The following is a 13470-nucleotide window of genomic DNA, read 5'->3' as shown; positions in this document are numbered from 1 at the left end:
TCCCTGCTCTCACCATGACCGAAACCAACGACCAGATCCAGACCGGCGCCGTGCCTGCGGCCTCCGACGTCCCCGCCGCTGCCGAAGGCCAGCAGGAGCAGCGCCGGGGCGGCGGCGGCGGTGGCCGCGGCGATGCCAAGGGTGACCGCCGCGGTGGCGGCGGCCGTGGCCGCGACAACCGCCGCGGCCAGGAACGTGACTCCGAATGGCAGGAGCGGGTGGTGCAGATCCGCCGCGTCTCCAAGACCGTCAAGGGCGGCAAGAAGATGAGCTTCCGGGCCATCGTCGTTGTCGGCAACGAACGCGGCCAGGTGGGCGTGGGCGTCGGCAAGGCCGGCGATGTCATCGGTGCGGTCCGCAAGGGCGTGGCCGACGGCAAGAAGCATCTGGTCAAGGTGCCCCTCACCCGCACCAGCTCGATCCCAACCCTCAGCAACGGCCGCGACGGCGCCGCCAGCGTGCTGATCCGGCCGGCCGCCCCCGGTACCGGGGTGATCGCGGGCGGTTCGATCCGCACCGTGCTCGAGCTGGCCGGCATCAAGAACGTGCTGGCGAAGCGGCTGGGCTCCAAGACCCCGCTCAACAACGCCCGCGCCGCCATGCAGGCCCTCGAAGGCCTGCGCACCCACAAGGAGACCGCCAAGGAGCGGGGCATCTCCCTCGAGCAGATCTACTCCTGAGGCCCGCCATGACGTCCTTCTCTCTCAACAGTCTCCAGCCCCAGACGGGCTCGCGCCGGCGCAAGCTGCGCAAGGGTCGCGGCATCGCCGCCGGCCAGGGCGCCAGCTGCGGCTTCGGCATGCGCGGCCAGAAGTCCCGCTCCGGCCGGCCCACCCGCCCCGGCTTCGAGGGTGGCCAGATGCCCCTCTACCGCCGGATCCCGAAGCTCAAGCACTTCCCGGTCATCAACCCCACCCACTACACCGTCATCAACGTGTCGCGGCTGGGTGAGCTGAAGGCCGGCAGCACGGTCAGCCTCGAGTCCCTCGAGCAGGCGGGTCTGGTCACCAGCCCCCGCTATCCGCTGAAGGTGCTCGGCAACGGCGAACTGAAGGTGAAACTCACCGTCCACGCCGCCGCCTTCACCGCCTCGGCCCGGGCCAAGATCGAAGCCGCCGGCGGCACCTGCGAGATCATCGACTGAGGCCGGGCCCTGCCCTGCCCCCAGCCGCGAGCCGCCTGCCCGTAGCCTTGTGCTGCGGCAGGCGGCTCCGGTCGTAGCGCCCCGTTCCCTCCACTCCCGACATCACCATGCTCCTCAGCCGGGGGCGCAATCCGAGCGCCGCTGAAATCCTCGTCCAGCTGGTCCAGTCGAAGGGCCTGCGGGATCGGGTGCTCACCACCCTGGGCCTGCTGCTGCTGGTGCGACTCGGCATCTACATCCCGGTGCCCGGCATCGACCGGGTCGCCTTCCAGGACTTCATCCGCCAGGGGGGCCAGCTGATCGGCTTCCTCGACATCTTCACCGGCGGCGGCCTGTCTACCCTGGGCGTGTTCGCCCTCGGCATCCTGCCCTTCATCAACGCCTCGATCATCATCCAGCTGATGACGGCGGCCCTGCCCCAGCTCGAGGAGCTGCAGAAGAACGAGGGGGAAGCCGGGCGCCGCAAGCTGGCCCAGATCACCCGCTACGTGGCCCTGGGCTGGGGCATCCTCCAGAGCATCGTCTTCGCCCTGATCCTGCGGCAGTACGCCCTGCCGGGCCTGCCGGAATGGCTGTTCGTCGTCCAGACGAGCCTGGCCCTGGTGACCGGATCGATGGTGGTGATGTGGGTCAGCGAGGTGATCACCGAGCGGGGCATCGGCCAGGGGGCTTCCCTGGTGATCTTCATCAACATCGTCGCCACCCTGCCCAAGGCCCTCGGCTCCACCATCCAGCTGGCCCAGAGCGGCGACCGGGCCACGGTGGGCGGCATCGTCGTGCTCGTGCTCGTCTTCCTGGTGACGATCGTGGGGATCATCTTCCTTCAGGAGGGCAGCCGCCGTATCCCGATCGTGAGCGCCAAGCGTCAGGTGGGCGGGGCCAGCACCCTGGCCTCCCGCCAGAGCTACCTGCCCCTGAAGCTCAATGCCGGCGGCGTGATGCCGATCATCTTCGCCTCGGCGGTGGTGTTCCTGCCCCTCACCATCGCCAACCTCACCAAGAGCCCCTGGCTGATCCGGGTGGCGGGCTACCTCAACCCCACCAGCAGCACCCCCTGGGTCTATGCGGTGGTGTACTTCGCCCTGATCTGCGGCTTCGCCTTCTTCTACGCGTCCCTCACCGTCAACCCGGTGGACATCGCCACCAACCTGAAGCGCTCCGGCGTCGCCATCCCCGGGGTGCGGCCGGGCTCGGCCACGGCCGACTACCTCTCGGGCGTGTCCAACCGCCTGACCCTGCTGGGTGGCCTGTTCCTGGGCGCCATCGCGATCATCCCCTCAGCCGTGGAAGGCGCGACCCAGGTGCGCACCTTCCAGGGGCTCGGGGCCACCTCCCTGCTGATCCTGGTGGGCGTGGCCATCGACACCGCCAAGCAGGTCCAGACCTACGTGATCTCCCAGCGCTACGAAGGACTGGTCCGCCAGTAGGCCCCTTCTCCCGTTTCCCTTCCCATGAAACAGCGACTCCTCTTCCTCGGTCCCCCCGGCGCCGGCAAGGGCACCCAGGCCGAGCTCCTGGCTGAACGTCACCAGCTGCTGCATCTCTCCACCGGTGATCTGCTGCGGGCGGAGGTCAAGGCCGGCACCGCCCTGGGCCAGGAGGCCGAGGCGGTGATGGCCCGGGGCGAGCTGGTCAGCGACGCCCTGGTGCTGGCGATCGTGCGCAGCCGCCTCGAGGGCCACACGGGCGGCTGGCTCCTCGACGGCTTCCCCCGCAACCTCGCCCAGGCCGAGGCCCTCGACGACCTGCTGGCGGAGCTCGACCAGCGCATCGAACGGGTGCTGCTGCTGGAGCTGGAGGACGGCGTGCTGATCCAGCGCCTGCTGTCCCGCGGCCGGGCCGACGACAACGAAGCGGTGATCCGCAACCGCCTGGTGGTGTACCAGGAGCAGACCGCCCCCCTGATCGACCACTACCGCCAGCTGGGCTTGCTCTGCAGCGTGGAGGCCTCCGGCACCGTGGAGGCGATCGCGGAGAGGATCGTAGCCAGCTTGACGGACTGATGTGATAAGGTAGCTGTTTGCAAATTCGGAGAGCACAACGCCCATGAAGGTGCGTGCCTCAGTCAAGAAGATGTGCGACAAATGCCGGGTGATCCGTCGCCACGGCCGGGTCATGGTGATCTGCACCAACCCGAAGCACAAGCAGCGTCAGGGTTGACCCCCCACGCTTCCACGGCGGCCGCCTTCGGCCGCCACCCCCTTTGCCCTCTGATCGTTTCCTGACGTGGCTCGGATCGCCGGTGTCGATATCCCTCGTGACAAGAGGGTTGAGATCTCACTCACTTACGTGTACGGGATCGGGCTCACCAGGGCCCGCAAGATTCTCGCCAAGTCGGGGGTCAGCCCCGACATCCGGGTGAAGGACCTCAGCGACGGCGACGTGCAGAAGCTGCGCGGCGCCGCCGACTCCTTCGTCCTCGAGGGCGACCTGCGCCGCGAAGAGGGCATGGCCCTCAAGCGCCTGCAGGACATCGGTTGCCTGCGGGGTCGCCGCCACCGCATGGGCCTGCCCGTGCGCGGCCAGCGCACCCGCACCAACGCCCGTACCCGTCGCGGCGCCCGCAAGACCGTCGCCGGCAAGAAGAAGTGAGGTCCGGGCCTCCGGGCCCGCCCTCCCTTTCCTGCCTGCACCATCTCCCGGCCCGTGGCCCCTCGCGGCAGCCACCGGGCCCCAGTCCCGCCGCCCTCCCTTTGTTGAGGTCGTCACCGGGGCTCCCCCCCAGTCCTCCGATCACCTCCCCGCAGCCGCGGGGTCACCGCCATGGCCAAACCAGCCAAGAAGACCGGCCCCAAGAAGGCCAAGCGCAACGTGCCCAACGGCGTCGCGCACATCCAGAGCACCTTCAACAACACGATCGTCTCCATCACCGACACCGCCGGTGAGGTGGTGAGCTGGTCGTCGGCCGGCGCCAGCGGCTTCAAGGGAGCCCGCAAGGGCACCCCCTTCGCCGCCCAGACCGCCGCCGAAGCCGCCGCCCGTCGCGCCCTCGAGCAGGGCATGCGTCAGATCGAAGTGCTGGTGCGCGGCCCCGGCTCCGGCCGTGAAACCGCCATCCGCGCCCTGCAGGTGGCCGGTCTCGAGATCACCCTGATCCGCGACGTCACCCCCCTGCCCCACAACGGCTGCCGCCGGGCCAAGCGCCGCCGGGTCTGAGCCCCCGGAGATCCTCCGGCCTCCTTCCCGCCTTCCCCGGGCCGCCGTCGCGGCCACCGTTCCCTTTTCACCTCCTCAGACCGTGTTGCACTACCAGATCGATCGGGTCGAGCACCAGGTCGCCGACGACCGTTCCCAGACGGGCGTCTTCCTGATCGGCCCCCTGGACCGGGGTCAGGCGACCACCCTCGGCAACGCCCTGCGGCGCGTGCTGATCGGTGGTCTCGAGGGAAGCGCCATCACGGCGGTGCGTCTCTCCGGGGTCAACCACGAGTACGCCACGGTTCCCGGTGTGCGCGAGGACGTGCTCGACATCCTGCTGAACTGCAAGTCGGTGCCGGTCAACAGCCGCAGCCGCGACCTGGAGATCGGCCGCCTGATGGTGAACGGCCCGGCCAGGGTCACCGCCTCGGATCTGCAGTTCTCTCCCCAGGTTCAGGTGATCGACGGCGACCGGGAGATCGCCACCGTGGCCGAGGGCCACAGCCTGGAGATGGAGGTTCACGTCGAGCGCGGCGTCGGCTACCGGCCGGTGGATCGCCACAACGAGGACACCTCCGCCATCGATCTCCTGCAGATCGATGCGGTGTTCATGCCCGTCCGCCGGGTCAACTACACCGTCGATGAGACGGCGGTCGGCGAGGGCGGTTCGGCCCACGAGCGCCTGCGCATCGAGATCGAGACCAACGGCAGCGTCACCCCCGACGACGCCATGGCCCAGGCCGCCAACCAGCTGATCAGCCTGTTCCAGCCCCTGGCCACCCTCACCATGACCGAGGAGCCCGGCCTGGAACCCGAGCCGTCGGCCGAGGCCCAGATCCCCCTGGAGGAGCTGAACCTCTCCGTGCGCGCCTACAACTGCCTCAAGCGCGCCCAGGTCAACTCCGTCTCCGACCTGATGGGCTTCAGCTACGAAGACCTGCTGGAGATCAAGAACTTCGGTTCCAAGTCCGCCGACGAGGTGATCGAGGCTCTCGAGAGGATCGGCATCTCCCTGCCCCAGAGCCGCACCAGCGGCTGAAAGGCGGTTTCCCCTTCCCCGTTTCGCCACCCGCCCCGTCCCCACCATGCGACACCAGTGCCGAGTCCCCCTGCTGGGACGCCCCGCCGACCAACGCAAGGCCATGCTGCGTGGTCTCACCACCCAGCTCATCCGTGAAGGCCGCGTCACCACCACCAAGGCCCGTGCCAAGGCCCTGCGTGACGAAGCCGAGCGCATGATCACCCTGGCCAAGGACGGCACCCTCGCCGCCCGCCGCCGCGCCATCGGCTACATCTACGACAAGCAGCTGGTGCACGCCCTGTTCGACAAGGCCCAGGACCGCTATGGCGATCGCCAGGGTGGCTACACCCGCATCATCCGCACGGTGCGCCGCCGTGGCGACAACGCCGAGATGGCCATCATCGAGCTGGTCTGAAACGGATCGCCCTCTCGCTGCAGTACGACGGAGCCGCCTTCCACGGCTGGCAGCGGCAGGCCCATCACATCAGCGTCCAGGAAACCCTGGAGGCCGCCATCGAGGCCCTCGACCCGCACCGGCCCGTCCGGGCGGTGGCGGCGGGCCGGACGGATACCGGGGTGCATGCCGCCGCCCAGGTGGTGCACTTCGATGCCGTTGGCCCCATCCCCGTGACCCGCTGGGCCAAGGCCCTCAACGGCCGCCTGCCGCCCACGGTCCGGGTGCGGGCCGCCGCCGAGGTGACCGGCGACTGGCACGCCTGCTTCAGCGCCACCTACCGGCGCTACCGCTACACGATCCACAACGGCCGCACCCCCAACCTCTTCCTGGCCCCCTGGAGCTGGCACCGCTACCAGTGGCGTCTGGATGAGGCCCTGATGGCCCGGTGCCTCGAGGCCCTCCTCGGCGAGCACGATTTCTCCGCCTTCCAGCGCGCGGGCAGCCGCCGCGCCCATGCCCGCACCACCCTCCAGGAGGTGCACGTGGAGCGCCGCGGTGATCTCCTGGTCACCGAGGTGCAGGCCAGCGGCTTCCTCTACGGCATGGTGCGCCTGCTGATGGGCCAGCTGGTGGCCGTGGGCGAGGGTCGCCTGGCGGCTTCGGAGTTTCTGCACCGCTGGCGCAGCGGCGCCCGCCACGCCGTGAAGGAGGCCGCACCGCCCCAGGGTCTCTGCCTGCTGCGGGTGGGCTACCCGGAGCCGGTGTTCCCTGAGGCCGCCTGGTATGATTGTCAACCGCGATTTCTGTTGGAATCGCGCGATCCTCCCGCCGATCCCTTCGGCGACGATCCGATCGGTTGAGTGCCCTGCAGGGAGCCCCGTCCGGTGGCCCCAGGCAGCCGGTGCCTCTCCGAATTCGCCGGATCCGGCGACACGGTAGGGTCGAATCTTCCTGTCCCGACCCATCCGGCTGCGATGGGCTCACCCCAAACCGGCCCGCCGGCGCGATGAACAAGACAACCCCACCCTCCATCGATTCGCTCGAGCGCCAGTGGTATCTGGTCGACGCAGCGGACCAGACCCTCGGCCGTCTCGCCAGTGAAGTGGCGCAGGTGCTGCGCGGCAAGAACAAGCCCACCTTCACGCCCCACCTCGACACGGGTGACTTCGTGGTGGTGATCAACGCCGACAAGGTGCGCGTCAGCGGCAACAAGGCCACCCAGAAGATCTACCGGCGCCACTCCGGCCGTCCCGGCGGCATGAAGACCGAAACCTTCGAGCACCTGCAGGCCCGCCTGCCGGAGCGGATCATCGAGAAGGCGATCAAGGGCATGCTTCCCCACAACGCCCTGGGCCGCCAGCTGTTCCGCAAGCTGAAGGTCTACAAGGGTGCCGAGCATCCCCACGCCGCCCAGCAGCCCCAGCCCCTCGCCCTCGATCCCGCCGCCGCCGCCCAATGACCAGCACCTCCAACCGCGTCGTCTACTGGGGCACCGGCCGTCGCAAGACCGCCGTCGCCCGTGTGCGGGTGGTGCCCGGCAGCGGCAGCGTCACCATCAACGGCCGCCCCGGCGACAACTACCTCAACTACAACCCCGTCTACCTGGCGGCGGTCAAGGCTCCCCTGCAGACCCTGGGTCTGGAAGCCCAGTACGACCTCCTGGTCAACGTGCGCGGCGGCGGCCTCACCGGCCAGGCCGATGCCATCAAGCAGGGTGCGGCCCGTGCCCTCTGCGATCTCTCCCCCGACAACCGCAAACCCCTCAAGATCGAAGGCCACCTGAGCCGCGATCCCCGGGCCAAGGAGCGTCGCAAGTACGGCCTCAAGAAAGCCCGCAAGGCTCCCCAGTTCTCCAAGCGCTGATTTCCGTCATGCCGAAAGCCGACATCCATCCCACCTGGTATCCGGACGCCAAGGTGATCTGCAACGGAGAGGTGGTGATGACCACCGGCTCCACCCAGCCCGAGCTCACGGTCGACGTGTGGAGCGGCAACCACCCCTTCTACACGGGCACCCAGAAGATCCTCGACACCGAGGGCCGGGTCGACCGCTTCATGCGCAAGTACGGCATGGGCAGCACCGATTCCGCCTCGGGTGCCAAGAAGGCCGCCAAGGCCACCGAAGCCGCCGCCACCCCGGCCGAAGAGCCGGCCGCCTCCGAAGCCTGACGCGTCTCTAGGCCTGAGCGATCCCTCGGCCCCCCGGACCACGCGACGGTCCGGTTCTGCTTTGGCCGGGTGCCTGACGCACCCGGCCCTTTTTATTGCCGGTGCCGCCCCATGGATTCCGAGCTGCTGCAATCCCGGCTGGACACCGCCTGCCGCACCTTCCAGACACTGGAGCGCCAGCTGGCGGATCCGGCGGTGGCCTCCGATCCGGCCCGGCTGCAGGCGATCGCCCGGGAACGGGCGCGGCTGGAGCCCCTGGTCAACGACTACCAGCGGCTGCGCAAGCTGGAGCAGGAACGGGAGGAGGCCCGCGCCCTGCTGCGGGCCCACCGCGACGACCCCGCCGGCGAGGAACTGGCGGCCCTGGCCACGGAGGAGCTGGTCAGCCTCGAGGGCCTGATCAACGCCCTCAACGACCGCCTCACCCTGAGCCTGCTGCCCTCGGATCCCCGTGACGAGCGCAGCGTGATGCTGGAGATCCGCGCCGGTGCCGGCGGTGATGAGGCCAGCCTCTGGGCGGGGGATCTGGCCCGCATGTACGAGCGCTACGCCCAGGGCCAGGGCTGGCAGGTGCAGCCGGTGAGCGCCTCGGAGGCCGATCTGGGGGGCTACAAGGAGCTGATCCTCGCCATCCGCGGTGAAGCGGTCTACAGCCGGCTCAAGTTCGAGGCGGGCGTGCATCGTGTCCAGCGGGTCCCGGCCACCGAATCCCAGGGGCGGGTGCACACCTCCACCGCCACCGTGGCGGTGATGCCCGAAGCCGACCCGGTGGAGGTGCAGATCGACCCTGGGGATCTGGAGATCAGCACGGCCCGCTCCGGCGGCGCCGGCGGCCAGAACGTCAACAAGGTGGAGACGGCGGTCGACCTGCTGCACAAGCCCACCGGCATCCGGGTGTTCTGCACCCAGGAGCGCTCCCAGCTGCAGAACCGGGAGCGGGCCATGGAGATCCTGCGGGCCAAGCTCTACGAGCGCCAGCTGGCGGAAGCCAACGCCGCCGAGCGTTCCGTGCGCCGCGCCCAGGTGGGCAGCGGCGACCGCAGCGAGAAGATCCGCACCTACAACGCCAAGGACAACCGGGTGACCGACCACCGTCTGGGGCGGAACTTCTCCCTCGAGCCCGTGCTGGCCGGCCAGATCGAGGACCTGATCGGCGCCTGCATCGCCGAGGAGCAGCGCCAGGGTCTGGAGGCCCTCGCCCTCGAAGCCACCGGGACCGGCGGCTGAGGGGCCCGGTGACGACGCGAGTCGGGTCAGGCGCCGATGACGTACTTGGCCCACTCCTGGTGCTGACCGGAGCGGATGCGGCGGTTGGCCTCGAAGCTCAGGCTGCCCAGGGGGCGGCGGGGCTCCCGGGCCAGGGGCATCCCCGCCTCCCGCGGGGTGCGGTTGCCCTTGCGCACGTTGCAGGGCAGGCAGGCGGTGGTGACGTTCTCCCAGACGTCGGTGCCGCCCCGGCTGCGGGGCACCACATGGTCGATGGAGAGCTGCTCGCCGCTGTAGCCGCAGTACTGGCAGGCGTGGCCGTCACGATGGAAGACGTTGCGGCGGGTGAGGGGGAGCGGCTTGTAGGGCACCCGCACGAACTGGCGCAGCCGGATCACCGTGGGCAGGAAATGGTCCGGACGGATCGTCCGCTCGGGGTCGTGCTCGAGCCCCTCGGCCTTCCCCTTGAGCAGCATCACCATGGCGCGCCGCCACGTGGTGATGTTCAGCGGTTCGTAGGACGCATTCAGAACGAGTACGTGGCCCATTCCCGTCCGCTGGATACGCGGCATGCTAACGGGATTCCCATGATTTCCATGGTCCACCCCCTCAGGCGTCGCCCATGACCACCGCTTCGCTCGCCAGCGCCAGTGCGACGGAGGAGACCCGCCAGTCGCGGCAGCGGGCCTGGGTGGAGGTGAACACCGCGGCCATCCAGGCCAACGTGCGGGCCCTGCGGCGCCACATCGGCCCGGCCACCCAGCTGATGGCGGTGGTCAAGGCCGACGCCTACGGCCACGGCGCCCTGACGGTGGCCCGCGCCTCCCTGGAGGCGGGGGCGTCCTGTTTCGGGGTCGCCACCCTGGGTGAGGGGCTGCAGCTGCGCCGCGCCGGCATCTCCGCTCCGGTGCTGGTGCTCGGCAACCTCACCCAGCCCGAGGAGCTGCGCAGCTGCCTGCGCTGGCAGCTGATGCCGACCCTCAGCAGCATGCGGGAAGCCCTGCTCTGCCAGAACCTGGCCAGCGGCAGCGGCCGCCCCATGACCGTGCAGCTGAAGCTGGACACCGGCATGGCCCGCCTCGGCGCCGACTGGCAGGAGGGACCCAGGCTGGTGGCGGCCCTGCAGGGCATGGAGGCCCTCGAGCTGGCGGGCCTCTACTCCCATCTGGCCTGCGCCGATGCCGCCCCCGGGGAGGACGACGGCCTCAACGCGCTGCAGCAGCAGCGCTTCGAGACGGTCCTCACCAGCCTGGCCGAACAGGGCCTGGAGGCCGGTTGCCGTCACCTTGCCAATTCGGCGGCCACCCTGCGGGGGCACGCTCAGCACTACGACCTGGTCCGGGTGGGGCTGGCCCTCTACGGCCAGCCTCCGGCGGCCCACCTGGCCGGCGTGGTGCCCCTGCGGCCGGCCCTGCAGATCCACGCCCGCGTCACCCTGCTGCGCCAGGTGGGGGCGGGGGTCGGCGTCAGCTACGGCCACCGCTACCGCACCAGCCGGCCCAGCCGGCTGGCGGTGGTGTCGATCGGCTACGCCGACGGGGTGCCCCGCCAGCTCTCCAACCGCATGGACGTCCTCTTCGAGGGCCGGCGCCTGCCCCAGGTGGGCGCCATCACCATGGACCAGCTGGTGATCGACGCCACCGAGGCCCCCGGCATCGAGGTGGGCAGCATGGTCACCCTGCTGGGCGAGCAGGAGGGGGAGACGATCAGCCCCCTCGACTGGAGCGAGCGCTGCGGCACCATCCCCTGGGAGATCCTCTGCGGCTTCAAGCACCGCCTGCCGCGTCTGGCCGTGCCCCCGGACCCGGGGGCGCCCCTGCCGCCGGGGTCCGAGTCCGAGCCCTGATAAGCTCGCTGTGCCACTGGAGAGGTGGCTGAGTGGTTGAAAGCGGCTCCCTGCTAAGGAGTTACAGGAGGCAACTTCTGTCGAGGGTTCGAATCCCTCCCTCTCCGTTCCAGGCCCTTCGGTGGGCCGACCCCAGGGCCCTTCCCGGGCCCCCGTCGCCAGGTCCGCTCAGAGCCTGGCGACACCGCTCCAGCCCAGATAGGCCGCGAACACAAAGCACAGACCGCCATTGATCCGGCCCTGGTGGGCCACGGTCCAGTGGCAGAGCTGCTCAAGGCGGGCCCGACCCCAGGCCCCCGTGAGCACCAGGACCAGCGGCGGCAGCAGCGAAGGCGCCAGGGTGACCAGGCTCACCAGCAGCACCAGGGCGGCCAGGGGGGCCGCCGCCAGGCCGGAACGGGCCAGGTCCTGCAGTGCCGGCAGGTAGAGCACCAGGGAGGTGAGGTTGCCGGCCATCAGGGCGATCCCCAGCCCGAAGGATCGGCCCAGGGACTGCCCCCCCGGGGCGGTGGAGGCCGATGGCCCCTCACTTTGCAGGGCCCGGGCGCCGATGGCGAGCAGCACGGCGGCCAGAACCAGCCGCAGGCCGGCGGACACCGGATCGGCGCCGGCGGCGGCGCGGGTCGGCAGGGAGCCCCCCGAGCCCAGCCCCACCAGAGCCCAGCCCGCCACCACGACGGCGTTGCCGGCGACGTAGGCCCAGCTCTGACGCACGCCGGACCCCGGCGCGGTGAGGGTGCGCATCTGTCCCACCAGCAGCATCGGGCTCACCGCCGCCCCCAGGGCGAGGGGAACCACATCGAGGGGCGGGGACGTCACTGGGGCGGGGCAGTCAGCGGGGCAGGGTCAGGCGGCCAGCAGGGCGGCGGCGATGGCCGGCAGCAGGGTCTCGTCGGCGGCCCGGACCCGACCCTCGCTGAAGACCACCAGCAGCATCGGCGCCCTCCCGTCCACCTCCACGTAGGCGGCGTCATGGCGCGCCTGGCTCATCCAGCCGGCCTTGCTCCACAGCCGGGCCCCCTCGGGCAGGCCGGCCCCGAGGAAGCCATCCACCTGGTTCTCGGGATCGGCGGCCCGGGCCTGGAGATCGAGGGAGCGGTGCAGCAGCGCCGTCATGCGGCGACAGGCCGGGGGGGAGACCGCCGCGCCGGCCATCACGGCGTGCAGCAGGCGGGCCGTGACATCGGTGCTGAGGCGGTTGCGGTTCTCCAGCTCGGCGCCGTAGAAGTCCTGTTCGCGCCCGTAGGGGCCCTCCGCCCAGGTCTTCTGGCAGGCGTTCACCCCCGCCACCTCGCTCCAGCCGAGGCGGGCCAGCCAGTCGTTGACCACCTGACGCTGGCGGCACCAGGCGGCATGGCGCTCCGGCGGCAGGGACGGACCGCTGGTGGTGCCGCTGAGCAGATCAACCACCAGGCTGGTGGCATCGTTGCCCGAATCGCGCACCATGTCGGCCAGGGCCCGGCGCAGCTCCGGTCCGTCCTCGATCAGCTGGCGCTGCAGCCAGGCTTCGGCCGCCACCAGATAGACCAGCTTCACGACGCTGGCGGGATAGCGGGGCGTCGGACCCGCCCAGGAGGCGCCGGTGACTGCCCGGCCCCAGAACTCCTCCTGGCCCAGACCCTCGGCCGCGCCCACCAGGGAATCGCCGTAGCGGAGCCAGGTGACGGAGATCTGCTCCCCCAGCCCCGGGCGCCCCTCCTCCTCCAGTCGGCCGATCAGCTGGCGGAGGGCCTCGCCCATGGCCGGATCCGGGCTGTAGAACGCCATCAGCGGCGGCACCTTGCGATGGCGACCTTAGGCACCCTGCCGGCGCCGGGCCGTGTCTGGACCCTGACCCGGCCGCTGCCGGCCTACAGCCGGCCCCAGGGCCCGGGGCTGGCCACCGAGATCCACGCCGGCCGGAGCCTGAGGGTGCTGGGGGCCGCAGGGGGCGGCGGCGCCGAGACCCGCCTGCGGGTCCGCCTGCACGAGGACGGCTACCCCTGCTGGGTGGAGGCGGTGGCCCTGGCGAGCCACGGGCACCAGGCGGCGGCGCCGCCGCCGCTGCCCCGCCTCGATCGCGCCCGGATCGCCGCCCGCCTGGAGGCGGTGCTCGCCTTCGCCGAGGCCGCCCGCCACCGCCCCAACCGCTACCTCTGGGGGGGCACCCTGGGGCCCGATTTCGACTGCTCGGGGCTGGTGCAGACCGCCTTCGCCCAGGCCGGCATCTGGCTGCCCCGCGATGCCTACCTGCAGGAGCGTTTCTGCCGCCCGGTGGCCGTGGCCAGCGGTGTCACCAGCCTGTTGCGGCCGGGCGACCTGATCTTCTTCGGCACCCCGCGGCGCTGCACCCACGTGGCCCTGCACCTGGGCGGGGGCCGCTATCTGCACAGCTCCGGGCGCCAGCACGGACGCGACGGCATCGGCATCGACGACCTGAACCCCCGCAACCGGGATCCGGTGGCGTGCCACTACCGGGCCGAACTGCGGGGCGCGGGGCGGGTGATGCACAGCCACGACGGCAGCCCCCTGCCGCCCTGAGGTAAGTTCAGGCCACGAGTCCTGGGGAAC

At 70.8% G+C, this 13470-nt stretch carries 19 protein-coding genes and 1 tRNA gene; 17 read left to right on the top strand and 3 right to left on the bottom strand.

All coding sequences use genetic code 11. The features are described from left to right. The first annotated feature begins 14 nt into the window (after window positions 1-14). The 14 genes from rpsE to prfA all read left to right on the top strand — a co-directional run bounded on the left by rpsE (window position 15) and on the right by prfA (window position 9095). Complete coding sequence (rpsE, locus tag CJZ86_RS11140; RefSeq protein WP_015109416.1) at window positions 15-680, top strand: 30S ribosomal protein S5; 666 nt, start codon at window positions 15-17, stop codon at window positions 678-680. 8 nt (window positions 681-688) lie between these two features. Further along, on the top strand, window positions 689-1144 hold the full coding sequence (gene rplO / locus CJZ86_RS11135; protein ID WP_094586013.1) for a 50S ribosomal protein L15: 456 nt from the start codon (window positions 689-691) through the stop codon (window positions 1142-1144). Window positions 1145-1251: 107 nt separating this feature from the next. Then, a complete protein-coding gene (gene secY / locus CJZ86_RS11130; RefSeq protein ID WP_094586012.1) occupies window positions 1252-2571 on the top strand; it encodes a preprotein translocase subunit SecY in 1320 nt (439 codons plus the stop codon). A 24-nt stretch (window positions 2572-2595) separates the two neighbouring features. Then, complete coding sequence (locus CJZ86_RS11125; protein WP_094586011.1) at window positions 2596-3147, top strand: adenylate kinase; 552 nt, start codon at window positions 2596-2598, stop codon at window positions 3145-3147. 43 nt (window positions 3148-3190) lie between these two features. Continuing rightward, entirely contained in the window at window positions 3191-3304 is a 114-nt protein-coding gene (gene rpmJ / locus CJZ86_RS11120; RefSeq protein ID WP_006173336.1) for a 50S ribosomal protein L36, read from the top strand. A 66-nt stretch (window positions 3305-3370) separates the two neighbouring features. After that, the gene (rpsM, locus tag CJZ86_RS11115; RefSeq protein WP_094586010.1) at window positions 3371-3736 is read left to right on the top strand and encodes a 30S ribosomal protein S13; all 366 of its coding nucleotides are present in this window, start codon (window positions 3371-3373) and stop codon (window positions 3734-3736) included. Between the two features lie 171 nt (window positions 3737-3907). Then, window positions 3908-4300: a 30S ribosomal protein S11 gene (rpsK, locus tag CJZ86_RS11110; RefSeq protein ID WP_094586009.1), complete on the top strand. Its 393-nt coding sequence runs from the start codon at window positions 3908-3910 to the stop codon at window positions 4298-4300. 82 nt (window positions 4301-4382) lie between these two features. After that, entirely contained in the window at window positions 4383-5321 is a 939-nt protein-coding gene (locus tag CJZ86_RS11105) for a DNA-directed RNA polymerase subunit alpha (protein ID WP_094586008.1), read from the top strand. A gap of 46 nt (window positions 5322-5367) precedes the next feature. After that, window positions 5368-5718 carry a 50S ribosomal protein L17 gene (gene rplQ, locus CJZ86_RS11100; protein ID WP_015109423.1) on the top strand — a complete coding sequence of 117 codons (351 nt, stop codon included), beginning with the start codon at window positions 5368-5370 and terminating at the stop codon, window positions 5716-5718. Then, entirely contained in the window at window positions 5715-6560 is an 846-nt protein-coding gene (gene truA, locus CJZ86_RS11095; RefSeq protein ID WP_094586007.1) for a tRNA pseudouridine(38-40) synthase TruA, read from the top strand. Before rplQ ends, truA begins: the two co-directional genes overlap by 4 nt. A 146-nt stretch (window positions 6561-6706) precedes the next feature. Beyond that, window positions 6707-7159 carry a 50S ribosomal protein L13 gene (gene rplM / locus CJZ86_RS11090; protein WP_015109425.1) on the top strand — a complete coding sequence of 151 codons (453 nt, stop codon included), beginning with the start codon at window positions 6707-6709 and terminating at the stop codon, window positions 7157-7159. Then, on the top strand, window positions 7156-7563 hold the full coding sequence (gene rpsI / locus CJZ86_RS11085; RefSeq protein WP_015109426.1) for a 30S ribosomal protein S9: 408 nt from the start codon (window positions 7156-7158) through the stop codon (window positions 7561-7563). The genes rplM and rpsI overlap by 4 nt, the downstream gene beginning before the upstream one ends. A gap of 8 nt (window positions 7564-7571) precedes the next feature. Then, window positions 7572-7868: a 50S ribosomal protein L31 gene (gene rpmE / locus CJZ86_RS11080; protein ID WP_094586006.1), complete on the top strand. Its 297-nt coding sequence runs from the start codon at window positions 7572-7574 to the stop codon at window positions 7866-7868. A gap of 111 nt (window positions 7869-7979) precedes the next feature. Next, window positions 7980-9095 carry a peptide chain release factor 1 gene (gene prfA, locus CJZ86_RS11075; protein WP_094586005.1) on the top strand — a complete coding sequence of 372 codons (1116 nt, stop codon included), beginning with the start codon at window positions 7980-7982 and terminating at the stop codon, window positions 9093-9095. A gap of 26 nt (window positions 9096-9121) precedes the next feature. On the opposite strand, the gene CJZ86_RS11070 is transcribed toward prfA, so the two are convergent. After that, window positions 9122-9622, bottom strand: coding sequence for an HNH endonuclease (locus tag CJZ86_RS11070; protein WP_015109429.1), 501 nt, complete (start codon window positions 9620-9622; stop codon window positions 9122-9124). A 74-nt stretch (window positions 9623-9696) separates the two neighbouring features. Between CJZ86_RS11070 and alr the strand changes: the two genes are divergently transcribed. Next, entirely contained in the window at window positions 9697-10920 is a 1224-nt protein-coding gene (gene alr / locus CJZ86_RS11065) for an alanine racemase (protein ID WP_094586004.1), read from the top strand. Window positions 10921-10938: 18 nt separating this feature from the next. Beyond that, window positions 10939-11027: transfer RNA gene (locus CJZ86_RS11060), tRNA-Ser, on the top strand. Between the two features lie 61 nt (window positions 11028-11088). Here CJZ86_RS11060 and CJZ86_RS11055 read toward each other — a convergent pair. Both CJZ86_RS11055 and CJZ86_RS11050 read right to left on the bottom strand, forming a co-directional pair. Further along, complete coding sequence (locus CJZ86_RS11055) at window positions 11089-11739, bottom strand: GAP family protein (protein ID WP_094586003.1); 651 nt, start codon at window positions 11737-11739, stop codon at window positions 11089-11091. A gap of 27 nt (window positions 11740-11766) precedes the next feature. Beyond that, on the bottom strand, window positions 11767-12687 hold the full coding sequence (locus tag CJZ86_RS11050; protein WP_094586002.1) for a serine hydrolase: 921 nt from the start codon (window positions 12685-12687) through the stop codon (window positions 11767-11769). Between the two features lie 18 nt (window positions 12688-12705). Between CJZ86_RS11050 and CJZ86_RS11045 the strand changes: the two genes are divergently transcribed. After that, complete coding sequence (locus tag CJZ86_RS11045; RefSeq protein WP_094586001.1) at window positions 12706-13440, top strand: C40 family peptidase; 735 nt, start codon at window positions 12706-12708, stop codon at window positions 13438-13440. Window positions 13441-13470: the final 30 nt, after the last annotated feature.

Source organism: Synechococcus sp. BO 8801, from assembly GCF_002252675.1.
GTDB lineage: Bacteria > Cyanobacteriota > Cyanobacteriia > PCC-6307 > Cyanobiaceae > Cyanobium.
This window is presented reverse-complemented; position numbering and strand designations above follow the sequence as displayed.

What these genes read in the sequence shown, in the direction of transcription:
- rpmJ (WP_006173336.1), top strand. Translation starts at nt 3,191, where the DNA reads ATGAAGGTGCGTGCCTCAGTCAAGAAGATGTGCGACAAATGCCGGGTG.
- rplQ (WP_015109423.1), top strand. Translation starts at nt 5,368, where the DNA reads ATGCGACACCAGTGCCGAGTCCCCCTGCTGGGACGCCCCGCCGACCAA.
- rplO (WP_094586013.1), top strand. Translation starts at nt 689, where the DNA reads ATGACGTCCTTCTCTCTCAACAGTCTCCAGCCCCAGACGGGCTCGCGC.
- CJZ86_RS11050 (WP_094586002.1), bottom strand. Translation starts at nt 12,687, where the DNA reads ATGGCGTTCTACAGCCCGGATCCGGCCATGGGCGAGGCCCTCCGCCAG.
- prfA (WP_094586005.1), top strand. Translation starts at nt 7,980, where the DNA reads ATGGATTCCGAGCTGCTGCAATCCCGGCTGGACACCGCCTGCCGCACC.
- rplM (WP_015109425.1), top strand. Translation starts at nt 6,707, where the DNA reads ATGAACAAGACAACCCCACCCTCCATCGATTCGCTCGAGCGCCAGTGG.
- rpsK (WP_094586009.1), top strand. Translation starts at nt 3,908, where the DNA reads ATGGCCAAACCAGCCAAGAAGACCGGCCCCAAGAAGGCCAAGCGCAAC.
- CJZ86_RS11125 (WP_094586011.1), top strand. Translation starts at nt 2,596, where the DNA reads ATGAAACAGCGACTCCTCTTCCTCGGTCCCCCCGGCGCCGGCAAGGGC.
- secY (WP_094586012.1), top strand. Translation starts at nt 1,252, where the DNA reads ATGCTCCTCAGCCGGGGGCGCAATCCGAGCGCCGCTGAAATCCTCGTC.
- alr (WP_094586004.1), top strand. Translation starts at nt 9,697, where the DNA reads ATGACCACCGCTTCGCTCGCCAGCGCCAGTGCGACGGAGGAGACCCGC.
- rpsE (WP_015109416.1), top strand. Translation starts at nt 15, where the DNA reads ATGACCGAAACCAACGACCAGATCCAGACCGGCGCCGTGCCTGCGGCC.
- CJZ86_RS11070 (WP_015109429.1), bottom strand. Translation starts at nt 9,622, where the DNA reads ATGGGCCACGTACTCGTTCTGAATGCGTCCTACGAACCGCTGAACATC.
- rpsI (WP_015109426.1), top strand. Translation starts at nt 7,156, where the DNA reads ATGACCAGCACCTCCAACCGCGTCGTCTACTGGGGCACCGGCCGTCGC.
- rpmE (WP_094586006.1), top strand. Translation starts at nt 7,572, where the DNA reads ATGCCGAAAGCCGACATCCATCCCACCTGGTATCCGGACGCCAAGGTG.
- CJZ86_RS11045 (WP_094586001.1), top strand. Translation starts at nt 12,706, where the DNA reads ATGGCGACCTTAGGCACCCTGCCGGCGCCGGGCCGTGTCTGGACCCTG.